This is a genomic window from Phenylobacterium sp. SCN 70-31, from assembly GCF_001724605.1.
Taxonomy (GTDB): Bacteria; Pseudomonadota; Alphaproteobacteria; order Caulobacterales; family Caulobacteraceae; genus Phenylobacterium.
This window is the reverse complement of the sequence record NZ_MEEX01000023.1, coordinates 64840-74993: the sequence shown is the minus strand read 5'-3', so window position 1 is coordinate 74993 and position 10154 is coordinate 64840. Positions and strand designations below refer to the sequence as shown.

The 10154-nt window shown below is 70.1% G+C and carries 15 protein-coding genes and 2 tRNA genes; 4 read left to right on the top strand and 13 right to left on the bottom strand.

What is annotated here, in order from left to right; genetic code table 11:
- Nucleotides 1–16 precede the first annotated feature (16 nt).
- A tRNA-Pro gene (locus ABS78_RS16670) sits at nucleotides 17–93 on the bottom strand.
- A 156-nt stretch (nucleotides 94–249) separates the two neighbouring features.
- Here ABS78_RS16670 and ABS78_RS16665 point away from each other — a divergent pair.
- Nucleotides 250–323 (top strand) — tRNA-Gln (locus ABS78_RS16665).
- 79 nt (nucleotides 324–402) lie between these two features.
- On the opposite strand, the gene ruvC is transcribed toward ABS78_RS16665, so the two are convergent.
- The 3 genes from ruvC to ABS78_RS16650 form a co-directional block, all read right to left on the bottom strand.
- The gene (gene ruvC, locus ABS78_RS16660) at nucleotides 403–897 is read right to left on the bottom strand and encodes a crossover junction endodeoxyribonuclease RuvC (RefSeq protein ID WP_293381793.1); all 495 of its coding nucleotides are present in this window, start codon (nucleotides 895–897) and stop codon (nucleotides 403–405) included.
- Nucleotides 898–977: 80 nt separating this feature from the next.
- Nucleotides 978–1745, bottom strand: coding sequence for a site-2 protease family protein (locus ABS78_RS16655; RefSeq protein ID WP_293381790.1), 768 nt, complete (start codon nucleotides 1743–1745; stop codon nucleotides 978–980).
- 66 nt (nucleotides 1746–1811) lie between these two features.
- Nucleotides 1812–2288, bottom strand: a complete 477-nt coding sequence (locus ABS78_RS16650) for a cupin domain-containing protein (protein WP_293381787.1) — start codon at nucleotides 2286–2288, stop codon at nucleotides 1812–1814.
- Between the two features lie 133 nt (nucleotides 2289–2421).
- On the opposite strand from ABS78_RS16650, the gene ABS78_RS16645 reads away from it, so the two are divergent.
- A complete protein-coding gene (locus tag ABS78_RS16645) occupies nucleotides 2422–3123 on the top strand; it encodes a PEPxxWA-CTERM sorting domain-containing protein (protein WP_293381784.1) in 702 nt (233 codons plus the stop codon).
- A 137-nt stretch (nucleotides 3124–3260) separates the two neighbouring features.
- Here the strand turns inward: ABS78_RS16645 and ABS78_RS16640 are convergent, their stop codons facing one another.
- From ABS78_RS16640 to ABS78_RS16605, 8 genes are all read right to left on the bottom strand, one after another.
- Nucleotides 3261–4031, bottom strand: coding sequence for a peptidylprolyl isomerase (locus ABS78_RS16640; protein ID WP_293381781.1), 771 nt, complete (start codon nucleotides 4029–4031; stop codon nucleotides 3261–3263).
- A gap of 31 nt (nucleotides 4032–4062) precedes the next feature.
- The gene (locus ABS78_RS16635; protein WP_293381778.1) at nucleotides 4063–4545 is read right to left on the bottom strand and encodes a hypothetical protein; all 483 of its coding nucleotides are present in this window, start codon (nucleotides 4543–4545) and stop codon (nucleotides 4063–4065) included.
- A 7-nt stretch (nucleotides 4546–4552) separates the two neighbouring features.
- Entirely contained in the window at nucleotides 4553–5233 is a 681-nt protein-coding gene (locus ABS78_RS16630) for an EcsC family protein (protein ID WP_293381775.1), read from the bottom strand.
- Between the two features lie 62 nt (nucleotides 5234–5295).
- Nucleotides 5296–5445 carry a hypothetical protein gene (locus ABS78_RS16625; protein ID WP_293381772.1) on the bottom strand — a complete coding sequence of 50 codons (150 nt, stop codon included), beginning with the start codon at nucleotides 5443–5445 and terminating at the stop codon, nucleotides 5296–5298.
- A gap of 71 nt (nucleotides 5446–5516) precedes the next feature.
- A complete protein-coding gene (locus ABS78_RS16620) occupies nucleotides 5517–5999 on the bottom strand; it encodes an SRPBCC family protein (protein WP_293381769.1) in 483 nt (160 codons plus the stop codon).
- Nucleotides 6000–6069: 70 nt separating this feature from the next.
- Nucleotides 6070–6774, bottom strand: a complete 705-nt coding sequence (locus tag ABS78_RS16615; protein WP_293381766.1) for an MgtC/SapB family protein — start codon at nucleotides 6772–6774, stop codon at nucleotides 6070–6072.
- Nucleotide 6775: 1 nt separating this feature from the next.
- The gene (locus ABS78_RS16610) at nucleotides 6776–7027 is read right to left on the bottom strand and encodes a hypothetical protein (protein ID WP_293381763.1); all 252 of its coding nucleotides are present in this window, start codon (nucleotides 7025–7027) and stop codon (nucleotides 6776–6778) included.
- Nucleotides 7027–7773 (bottom strand): YebC/PmpR family DNA-binding transcriptional regulator, encoded by a 747-nt coding sequence (locus tag ABS78_RS16605; protein ID WP_293381760.1) that lies wholly within the window; start codon nucleotides 7771–7773, stop codon nucleotides 7027–7029. The genes ABS78_RS16610 and ABS78_RS16605 overlap by 1 nt, the downstream gene beginning before the upstream one ends.
- Nucleotides 7774–7873: 100 nt before the next feature.
- Here ABS78_RS16605 and ABS78_RS16600 point away from each other — a divergent pair, with 100 nt between their 5' ends.
- Complete coding sequence (locus ABS78_RS16600; protein WP_293381757.1) at nucleotides 7874–8092, top strand: hypothetical protein; 219 nt, start codon at nucleotides 7874–7876, stop codon at nucleotides 8090–8092.
- Nucleotides 8093–8456: 364 nt separating this feature from the next.
- Nucleotides 8457–9311: an OmpA family protein gene (locus tag ABS78_RS16595; RefSeq protein ID WP_293381754.1), complete on the top strand. Its 855-nt coding sequence runs from the start codon at nucleotides 8457–8459 to the stop codon at nucleotides 9309–9311.
- 56 nt (nucleotides 9312–9367) lie between these two features.
- Here ABS78_RS16595 and ABS78_RS16590 read toward each other — a convergent pair whose 3' ends face one another.
- Entirely contained in the window at nucleotides 9368–10153 is a 786-nt protein-coding gene (locus ABS78_RS16590) for an SDR family NAD(P)-dependent oxidoreductase (RefSeq protein WP_293381751.1), read from the bottom strand.
- Nucleotide 10154: the final 1 nt, after the last annotated feature.

Sequence of the window (10154 nt, the reverse complement as noted above, 5' to 3'; positions counted from 1 at the left end):
ACCCCAGAAGACTTGTTGGTCGGAGTGGCAGGATTTGAACCTGCGACCCCCGCGTCCCGAACGCGGTGCTCTACCAGACTGAGCCACACTCCGACTTGGAGGCGCGCCTTATAGAGGAGGGTTTCGGGCCTCGCAAGCGGCCCTCTGGCCTGGGGTGTCCGGGCCGCGCTCAGGGGCGTTGCATCGGCCCGCACGCTGCGCTATTTCCCCCGCTCCCGAGGGGCCTGCCCCTCTGGCGACCGTTCCTGCTGGGGAATGGTGTAATGGTAACACTGCGGTTTTTGGTACCGTCATTCTAGGTTCGAGTCCTAGTTCCCCAGCCAACGGCCTTTCCGGCAACAACCCTGTGTGAGCGACCTGCGTCCGGGCCTGTCCGGCGCGAGGGCGGCCGGTCCGTGGGGTTTACGCCACCCGGCGTGCGGTTCGGGCGTGGGCGTGGGCGATGGCGACGGCCAGGGCGTCGGCGGCGTCCACGGCGGTCTTGCCGGCGGTGGGCAGCAGGCGGGCGATCATCCAGCCGACCTGGGCCTTGTCGGCGCCGCCGGTCCCGACGACCGCCTTCTTGACCACCGTCGCGGCGTATTCCGCCACCGGCAGGCCGGCGCGGGCGGGCACGACGAGGGCCATGGCGCGGGCGTGGCCCAGTTTCAGAGCCGACCGGGCGTTGCTGTTCATGAAGGTCTCCTCCACCGCCGCCTCGTCGGGGGCGTGGGCTGCGACCACCGCCTCGATCTCGACGAAGAGGGTGTGGAGCCGCTCGGCGAAGGGGAGGCTGTCGCGGGGCGCGATGACGCCGTGGGCCACATGGACGAGCCGCGCGCCTTCGCAGGCGATCACCCCCCAGCCGGTGCGGCGGAGGCCGGGGTCGAGCCCCAGGATTCGAATCGGCTTGTTCATCGTACGTTCCGAGAATGCCGGAACCACGGATCGGTGGGAATGGTGAAGAGTGCGTGAAGGCGGCCGCACGGCCGCGGCGGTCACTTCCAGAAGAAGAAGGCGTCCCAGCCGGCCTGCATCGCAGGCAGGGGCACGCCCAGGGCGTGGGCCAGGCTGGCGGCCCCGCCGAACAGCAGGCGGCTGAAGCCGGGGACGAGGAACACGGCGGCCAGCAGGATCACCAGCGCCAGCGCGTCGGCCTTGCGCAGGGCCGGTTCCCAGCGGTCCGGCAGGAAGGGCCGGATCGCATTGAAGCCGTCCAGCCCGGGCAGCGGCAGGAGGTTGAGGATGAGCGCCATGGCCTGGAGGAACGCCAGCATCGCCACGGCGGCGTGGAGCGGGCCGCCGCCGGCGCCGGTGGTAAGGTTCAGGAGCAGGGCCAGGAGCAGCAGGACGACCAGCGTGGCGCCTGGCCCCGCCAGGGAGGCCGCGGCCCGCCACCCGGGGCCGCGCATCAGGTCGTGGCGCAGGTAGACCGCGCCGCCCGGGAAGCCGATGCCGCCCAGGGCCAGGGCGATGAGCGGGATGACCAGACTGGTTCCCACGTCGCCGTAGCGGCGGGGATCGAACGCCAGGTAGCCCTTGTCGCGCACCGTATGGTCGCCCGCGAGCCAGGCGACGCCCGCATGTCCGAATTCGTGCGCCATCACCGCCAGGATCCAGCCGGTCAGCACGAAGGCGAAGGTCAGGGGCGTGCGACCTTCGGGGGCGTAGGCCAGGGCCGCGCCCAGGACGAGGAACAGCGCCACGAGGGCGAAGCCCACGAGATTGTTGGGGGGCGGCGCGGGGCGCACGTCGGCGGAGCTCATCGGCCACAGATAGGTTGACTTGCCCGCCGGGCGAAGGGCGGCGTCGCGTGGCGGGGACAGGGGCTCTCAGGGCCTATGGATGGGATCGATCCAGGCCACGCCCTCGGGCGCTTCGGCGGGATCGATGTCGAGGTTCACGACCACCGCCTCGGAGTCGGAGCGCACCAGCACGCAGGAGAGGACCTCGTCGGACGAGGCGTTGATCTCCTGGTGCGGCACGTAGGGCGGGACATAGATGAAGTCTCCCGGTCCGGCCTCGGCCACATACTCCAGCCTCTCGCCCCACCGCATCCGGGCGCGGCCCGAGACGATGTAGATCACGCTTTCGAGGGGGCCGTGATGGTGCGGGCCGGTCTTGGCGTTCGCGTGGATATGTACCGTGCCGGCCCACAGCTTCTGGGCGCCCACGCGGGCGCGGTCGATGGCCGTTGCGCGGTTCATGCCCGGCGTCTGGGCCGTGTTGGGATCGAGCCGATCGCCCGGGATCACCCGGACGCCCGAGTGCTTCCAGCCATCGTCGGGATTGCCGCTCTCGTCGGTCATGGGTGCAGGTTAGCGGGAGGGTTGGCCCTGGGCCAGACTCGTACAGATTCAAAATTACTCGCCTGCTGGGGGAGTCCGCTGAACATGGTTTCGCGAGTGTGTAGATTGCGGCGGATTGACACGGGGAATTCACATGAAGCGTTTCGCTTTCGCCGCTGCGGCGGTCGCCACTCTGGCCTTCGGGGGCGCGGCAAACGCGGCCACCAATCTCGTTCTCAATGGCAGCTTCGAAGAAGCGCCGCTGGGCTTCGCCTGGACCTACAGCGGTTCGGGCGCCGACGTGCCCGCTCACCAAGCCGTCATCATCCCTTACAACTCGACCGCGGCCTATCCGGGCGGCGCTTTCGGCGAACCGATCCCGCCGGACAATTCCTCGTCGCCCAGCCCCGATGCGGTTGGTGACAACGCGGCCTACTTCGTGGCGGACAACTCCACCGAAACGCTCTCGCAGATGGTCTGGCTCGATCCGGGCATCTACACGATCGGCTTCTCGGTCTATGTGCCGCTGAACGGCTTCAACAACTCGGGCGACGCCTCGTTCACGGCGACGGTCGCGGGCCAGGCGTTCACGACCTTCAACGTCGATGGCTCCACGCCGCAGCAGTGGGTGCACTACGGCAGCATCGCGAACATCACCGTGGGCGATTGGTACGAGACGTCGTTCACCTACAAGTCCGGCGCCGCGCCGGCGGGCGACTTCCTTGTGGACCGCGTCTACATCGTCGCCGGCAACGCCATTCCCGAGCCGGGGACCTGGGCGCTGATGATCCTGGGCTTCGGCGGCGCCGGCGCCGCCCTTCGGCGCAGCCGCCGTCTGGGTGTCGCCACCGCCTGAGCGGCATACGACGTCTGATCTGTTCGAAGGCCCCGGAATTTCCGGGGCCTTCTTCGCTTTCTGCGGCCCCGTTCGGGAAAATGATCATCCTTCGGCGACCGTCTGGCCGAGACCGGATCCGGACGGCGATGTGACCCTCAGTTCGGCGCGGACGCCTCTGCTGGCGGAGAGGCGCCGGCGTCCGGCGTCGCGGCGGCAGGCGCCTGCGAGGTCGCCGCCGGTGGCGTGGCGGGCGACGCGACCGGTGCGGGCGGCGCGACCGGTACAGGCGGGGGCGCGGCGACGCGGCTGATCCGCGTGATCCGGACGGGCCGGACCAGCATTTCACCCTTCATCGCGCCTTCGCCCCGGTTGGGATCGACGGGCAGTGCGATGATCGTCTTCACGACGTCGAGTCCCTCCACCACCTGGCCGAATGCGGCGAAGCCCGGGTTGGCCCGCGGGTTCTTGGGGTCGGCGTCGAGGTAGCTCATGTCGCCCAGGGTGATGAACCAGTCGGCCTGCGCCGTGCCCGGCGCGTGGCGGCCCATGGAGATCGTGCCATCGCCGTGCTTCAGGCCGGTCCGGGTCGTCGGTTCGTGGGCGATGGGCGGCAGCACCTTGGCCGGGTCGTTCTGGAGGCCGCCCTGGATGCTGCCGTAGTCGACCGCCGTGTAGCCCGGCGGCCGCGAGGCCCGATAGAAGGTCGCGCCGTTGAACAGGCCGCGATCGACGTAGCGCAGGTAGTTGGCGACCGTGATCGGGGCCTTGTCGCGATAGAGTTCGACCACGATGGCCCCGTGGGCGGTCTCGATCCTGACGCGGGGGTTGGCGGGCGCGTCGCCGGCGGATGACTGCGCCAGCGCGGGAAGGGCGGGGGCGGCCAGGGCGAAGGCGGCGGCGAGGCCGAGGAGACTGCGTCGGAACATGGGGCGAGGTTAGCGTCGCCACCCGCCCCCGTCACCCGCGGCGGCAACGCACGAAGGTGTCGGTCCGGCCGCGTGCGCGGAGTTCGCCGCCCTCGCGGACCAGGACCTGTTCGCGGCTGGCGCAGAACCGGCGCGGGCGGCCGTCCGTCCAGACGACCGAACCCACCGACGTGGTCGCCAGCACACCGCCGCCCTGAACGGGGCGGAGGCTGAAGACGCGCCCCGCCTCCTGGGGCCACGGCTTGCGGGCGAAGGCGCGTCGGGCGTTCGCCTGAGCTTCGGCGCGGGTGCTGGTCCCGTAGGGGGCCGGCGGCTTGCCGCCCACGTAGGCCTGGTCGGTGAACGTGGCGTCGCGGGTGAAGCCGGCGAAATAGCTGTCGAGCCGGCCGGCGTTCCAGTGCGCCTCCTGGCGGTCGAGGAAGGCGCGGACTTCGGCGTCGCCGATGGCTGTCCGCCCGGGTTGCGCTGCGGCGGGTTGGGCCGAGAGCAGAAGAAGAGCGAGCAACCGACGCATCGGGGCCTCAGGGCGCGAGATGACGCATCCGATAGCCGTTCATGGCGGTTTCGCCCAGCCGCTCCAGCAGCCGCCAGTTCACCACCGCTCCGATGGGCGCGCCGACGACGGGGATGAGCTGGGCCAGTTTCGCCAGGTCGATGTAGTCACGGTACTCGCGCTGGAACGTGCGCCAGTCGAAGTCGGCGAAGTCGGCCGGATGGCTCCGCCCGTCCCAGTCCGCCAGCCCTTCGAACACCTTCGCCCGGTGTTCCGCGCCCGAAAAGGCGAGCTGGAACAGCGCCAGGATGTAGAGGCGTTCGGAAAAGGCTTCGGCCTCGTGGCCGTAGATGGCGGCCAGGTCGAACAGGAGCTTGATCTTGATCGTCAGCAGCGCGGGGAAATCGGCGACGGCCAGCCAGAAGCCGCCCGCGCCCGCCACGCCGCCCTCGACCGCCGCCGTGGCGCGATAACCGTCGATGGCCGCCCAAGCCCGCCGGTCGCGTTCCTTCATCGAGGCGCCTTCCAGGGCGCGCGCGGTGGTGAGGTCGGCGCCCGTGAGCAGGGTGCGCGTCAGGCCTTCCATCACCGTGGTGACGGCGGCGTGGACCCGCTCGGGGATCATTCGGTTGATCTGGCTCTGGAGCCCGCGCGCCGCCACGTCCAGCGGTCCCGGCGGTTTCAGCACGCCGGCGCGCCAGCGCGCCACCTCGGCCCGCGCCCACGCATCGTAGGCGGCGTCGGAGGCGTCGAAGGGCGGCGTGGCCCGGGCTATGGCGTGTTCACCAGTTGCAGGATCCAGGCGATCAGGGCGGTGACGACGCTGCCGACCAGGGCGCCGCGGACGAAGGCGCCGTTGCGTTCCCACCAGATGCGCCGGGCGCGCATGCGCTGGGCGCGATCGACCTTTCGACGTTGCATGACGCTTTGCTCCCCCGGCACTGCGGCGCGACACTAGCCCGCCGGCCGTCGGGGTGGAACCGGGCGCGCGCCTACCTGGTTTCCGCCGCGGCCTTCATGGTCTCCAGCACGCCCTTGAACATGGCCGCGCGCCGGGCGCGGTTGGCCTCGCGCTGATCGGCGGGGATCGAGGCCTGATCGAAGAAGAGCGTGTAGACGAACTTCGAGGTCGCGGGCGTCACCGTCCGCACCTCGATCGTGCCGTGGTAGAGGATCTTCGGGTCGATGTCGGCATAGGTGTAGGACGTCGCAGTGGTGGCGACGATGACCTCCTCGACCCGGCCGGCGATCTTGCGGAGCGCGCCGACCTCGCCGTCCTTGCCGGCCGTGATCTCGCAGGTCGTCTTCAGCCAGGCGCCGATGTCGCAGTAGCCCTTCACCCTGGCCCAGGCCGTGTCGGCCGGCGCGTTCACGGGAATCTCCTGGACAATGGATACATAGTCCCCGGCCGCCTGGGCGGTCGGCGCGAGGCTGAATGCGGCGAGGACGGCGGCGAAGCTGGCGGCAAGTTTCATATCGTTTCCCCCGGTGAGCGCGCGACCATACCGAGGTTTCCGCGTCGGCGCCTACCGACGAGGCGCGGACTCAATCGTTGCGGGGGGTGATCTGGAACCTGACCACCCGGGTGTCGGCGAGTAGCCGTTCGGCCAGCATGTGGCCGTCCACTTCGCCCCGAAGGCGCAGGCGAGCGCCCAACTCCACCGTCTCGCCGTCGTCGCACAATGCGTGGCTGAGGCGTCCGGGCCGAACGCCGAACTCGGCCAGCAGCGCTCGAAAAGCCGGCGCCGTCGGCTCACCGCCTCTGCGGAAAGCGACCAGGACCTCCATCAATCGATCGCGCGGCAGGATCGCATCCACCCAGCGCAGGCCGACCAGGACGGTCAGGACGATCGCCGCGCCGGCCGCGCCCAGCGTCAGCATGCCGGCGCCGAACAGCACGCCGAGAGCCGAGGTGATCCACAGCGACGCCGCCGTCGTCAGGCCGTGCACCGACAGGCCCTGCCGGAAGATGACCCCGCCGCAAAGGAAACCGACGCCTGTCAGTACGCCGTGGGCCATGCGCACCGGATCGATGCGGATGGCCGCCTCCGGCGTGCCCGTCATCCAGCCCATCTGATGGACGGCGCCCAGCATCAGCAGGGTGGAGGCGAGACAGACCAGGATGTGGGTGCGCAGGCCCGCCGGGTGGCCGCGCCATTCGCGCTCGAGTCCGATGAGCCCGCCGGCCGCCACGGCCGCCCCGATCGGGATCAGGTAAGCCTGGACCAGGTCGGGCGGCAGGGGGGGCATGTCAGAACAGCAGGGGTCCGAGCCAGAGGGCCAGCAGCACCAGGACGACGATCGCCAGGATGAGGCCCGCCCGCGGGTTCGAGCCCAACACCGACGGCTTCTGCGATCGCGGTCCCTTGGGGCCGGTTCCCGTGCCGCCCGCCTCCCGAGGTCTGGATTGGGGCGGTGGCCGCCGCGCCGCCGCCGCCTTCGCCTTGCGGTAGCGAGCCAGGTCGGTGACCTGGGGGTCGTCGTTCGGCGGGGGCTTCGCCATCAGCCGGCCAGCTTCTCCAGGTCCTCGGGCGCGATGTCGGCGTTGGAGTAGACGTTCTGTACGTCGTCGTCGTCTTCGAGGGTCTCGATCAGTTTCATCAGGGTCGCCACGGCGTCCCCGCCGAGCGGCGTCAGCGCCTTGGGGCGCCAGGCGAGCTGGGTGGACTTGGCCTCGCCCAGCGCCGCTTCCAGGGCGCCGGCGACGTCCGAGAGCTGTTCGAAGGCGGTATAGATGGTGTGCCCGTCCTCGTCCGACTCGACGTCGTCGGCGCCGGCCTCGATCGCCGCTTCCATGACCGCATCCTCGGACCCTGCCTCGGGACCGTAGATGATGCGACCCACGCGATCCCACATGAACGAGACCGAGCCGGTTTCGCCCAGGTTGCCGCCGCACTTGGTGAAGGTTGACCGAACGGTCGAGGCCGAACGGTTGCGATTGTCGGTCAGGGCTTCGACGATCACGCCGACGCCGCCGGGGCCGAAGCCCTCGTAGCGGATCTCTTCGTAGCTTTCGGCGTCGCCGCCCTGGGCCTTCTTGATCGCCCGGTCGATGACGTCCTTGGGCATCGATTCGGCCTTGGCGTTGGCCACGGCCAGACGCAGGCGCGCGTTCATCGCCGGATCGGGCAGGCCGGACTTGGCGGCGACAGTGATCTCTCGCGAGAGCTTGGAGAACAGTTTGGACCGGGCCGAATCGGCGCGGCCCTTGCGGTGCATGATGTTCTTGAACTTGGAATGGCCGGCCATGGTCGCAAGGTATGACGTGAGAGGTCTGAAAGGCGCTTCTACCCGGCGGAACCAGAGAGGTCGAGGCGGGTTAGGCTGCCGTCACACGGAGTCTGTCATCATGACCGCGATGCTGGAGACCGGCGCTTCGGACGCCCCGCGGCGCGAACTGGTGCAATGGATGGAGCCCGGCCCGATGCGGCTCGAGCGATCCGGGCTGGCGGCGGTGGCCTTGGCCGGGGCCGTCGTCGGCCTCGCCGGGATCGCGGCGGCGTGCTGGATCGCCCCCAGGCGCGAAGGTTTGCCGCCTTGGCGGTGGGGTCGAGGCGCTCTGCACTGAGGCCCCGCCAGGCCTGGGCCGGTTCGTTCGTTCCCGGCTTCCGCCCGACCCGTCGCGCGCGTGCGCGCCCCGCGCATGAATTGGGGCGCGCGAATTGGGGCGGGTGTACGGGTTTGCGCCGGCGGCTTCATTCCGCCTACGATCGCCGCCCGTATCGCTTTCAGGTGAGAAGCTCATGATGCGTCGCCCGTGGATCGTCGCAGGCTTGGTCCTGCTCATGGCGGGCGCATCGGCCTGCAGCCGGGGAGACAACGCGGGGTCGGGCAGCGCGGCGCCGGCTGCGGCTCCCGCGCCCGTTCCCGCATCCGCCACCCCATCGGAGACTCCCGCGCCTCCGGGCGAGTTTTCCTCGGAGAGCGTGCCGGTGACCACGGCCACCCTGCCGCCGTTTCCGTTCTTCGCAACGCCCGACGGGCTCGTCAGCCTGGTGCGCGAGAAGGACCGCATCGTCAATTTCGACGCGCAGTACTTCATGGTCGGCTCCAAGCCGACCCTGGTCGAGGGGCGCATCTTCCGCGACCGGTTCAGCCTGACCCAGGAGCGCCCCTATTCGGAACTCGAATTCCACAGGAACTATGAGAACCTGATCGCGGCCCTGGGCGGCCGGAAGATCAGCACCGCACAATACACGGTCGACGTCATAAACGCGGCGGGCGGGCGTCCCGTGCTGGACAAGCACAACTACGGCGCGGCGCCCGCGCCGGCCTATCGCCATGACAGCTATCTGGTCCGCACTCCGGACGGCAAGGAGTACTGGATCGAGATCAGCACCGGCTCCTTCCCGCTGCACGGCTATGTGGTGGTGCTGGAGAAGCAGGGCATGGCCCAGTCGGTCGGCCTGCTCAGCGCGTCCGACATGAAGAAGGCGATCGACGCGGACGGCCGGGTCGCCCTGCAGATCAACTTCGATGTCGACAAGGCCACGCTGCGGGCGGACGCCCAGCCCGTGCTCGAGGAAATCCACAAGCTCCTGGTCGCCGATCCCGCCCTCAAGCTCTCGATCGAGGGGCACACAGACACCACGGGCGACGCCCAGCGCAATCGCGACCTGTCGACCGCGCGTGCGCGCAGCGTACTCGGCGCCCTGGTCGGCCTGGGCGTCGCGCCCGACCGGCTGCAGTCCCGCGGCTTCGGTCCCGACCGGCCGGTGGCCGACAATGCCTCGGATGCAGGCCGCGCCAAGAACCGCCGGGTCGAGCTGGTGAAGATCGCCTCCTGACAGGGAGGAGGCGGCCCTCCATCTCCAGGCCGCTCGCCGGCGCCGCGGCGAAGGGACTACCGCTTGCGGCGAACCACGGGGTGCGAGGTCGAGAGGCCGCCATCGACCGCCAGGGTCTGGCCGTTGACGTAGGACGCCTCGTCCGACGCCAGGAACAGGGCCGCTGCGGCGATCTCCTCGGGCTGCCCGTAGCGGGTGGTCGGATTGAGCTGGCCGATCTTGTCCTCGTTGCCGCGGGCGCGCGCGCCATCGAAGATCGGCTTGGTCATCCCGGTCTCGATCAGGCCCGGCGCCACGGCGTTCACCCGGACACCCGTGCCGTACAGCTCGTTACAGGCGGTCTGGACCAGATTGATGACGCCCGCCTTCGAGGCCGAATAGGCCGAACCGCCGGCGCCCGAGCGGATCCCCGCCACCGAGGCCGTGCAGATGATCGAACCCTTGCCGCGCGGGATCATCACCTCCGAGGCGTGCTTCACACCCAGGAACGCGCCGATCAGGTTCACCCGCAGGATCTCGGCCCAGTAGTCGGCGGTCTGCTCGTGCAGGGGGGCGAAGCCGCCCGAGATGCCGGCGTTGGCCCAGAATACGTCAAGGCCGCCGAAATCCGCCTGGGCGCGGTCGACCAGTCCCTTCACGAAGGCGTCCTCGCCGGCGTCCCCGACGACGGCGACGGCCTGGCCGCCGGCCGCCTTCACCGCTTCGGCGGTCTCGGACACGGCGTCGGCCTTGTCGGCGATGACCAGGCGCGCGCCCTCGGCGGCGAACAGCTTGGCGGCCGCGCGGCCGATGCCGCTGGCCGCGCCGGTGATGACGGCCGTGCGGCCGGAAAGTCGTCCCATG

What these genes read in the sequence shown, in the direction of transcription:
- ABS78_RS16605 (WP_293381760.1), bottom strand. Translation starts at nt 7,773, where the DNA reads ATGGCCGGCCATTCCAAGTTCAAGAACATCATGCACCGCAAGGGCCGC.
- ABS78_RS16640 (WP_293381781.1), bottom strand. Translation starts at nt 4,031, where the DNA reads ATGTTCCGACGCAGTCTCCTCGGCCTCGCCGCCGCCTTCGCCCTGGCC.
- ABS78_RS16635 (WP_293381778.1), bottom strand. Translation starts at nt 4,545, where the DNA reads ATGCGTCGGTTGCTCGCTCTTCTTCTGCTCTCGGCCCAACCCGCCGCA.
- ABS78_RS16610 (WP_293381763.1), bottom strand. Translation starts at nt 7,027, where the DNA reads ATGGCGAAGCCCCCGCCGAACGACGACCCCCAGGTCACCGACCTGGCT.
- ABS78_RS16655 (WP_293381790.1), bottom strand. Translation starts at nt 1,745, where the DNA reads ATGAGCTCCGCCGACGTGCGCCCCGCGCCGCCCCCCAACAATCTCGTG.
- ruvC (WP_293381793.1), bottom strand. Translation starts at nt 897, where the DNA reads ATGAACAAGCCGATTCGAATCCTGGGGCTCGACCCCGGCCTCCGCCGC.
- ABS78_RS16625 (WP_293381772.1), bottom strand. Translation starts at nt 5,445, where the DNA reads ATGCAACGTCGAAAGGTCGATCGCGCCCAGCGCATGCGCGCCCGGCGC.
- ABS78_RS16600 (WP_293381757.1), top strand. Translation starts at nt 7,874, where the DNA reads ATGACCGCGATGCTGGAGACCGGCGCTTCGGACGCCCCGCGGCGCGAA.
- ABS78_RS16645 (WP_293381784.1), top strand. Translation starts at nt 2,422, where the DNA reads ATGAAGCGTTTCGCTTTCGCCGCTGCGGCGGTCGCCACTCTGGCCTTC.
- ABS78_RS16615 (WP_293381766.1), bottom strand. Translation starts at nt 6,774, where the DNA reads ATGCCCCCCCTGCCGCCCGACCTGGTCCAGGCTTACCTGATCCCGATC.
- ABS78_RS16590 (WP_293381751.1), bottom strand. Translation starts at nt 10,153, where the DNA reads ATGGGACGACTTTCCGGCCGCACGGCCGTCATCACCGGCGCGGCCAGC.
- ABS78_RS16650 (WP_293381787.1), bottom strand. Translation starts at nt 2,288, where the DNA reads ATGACCGACGAGAGCGGCAATCCCGACGATGGCTGGAAGCACTCGGGC.
- ABS78_RS16620 (WP_293381769.1), bottom strand. Translation starts at nt 5,999, where the DNA reads ATGAAACTTGCCGCCAGCTTCGCCGCCGTCCTCGCCGCATTCAGCCTC.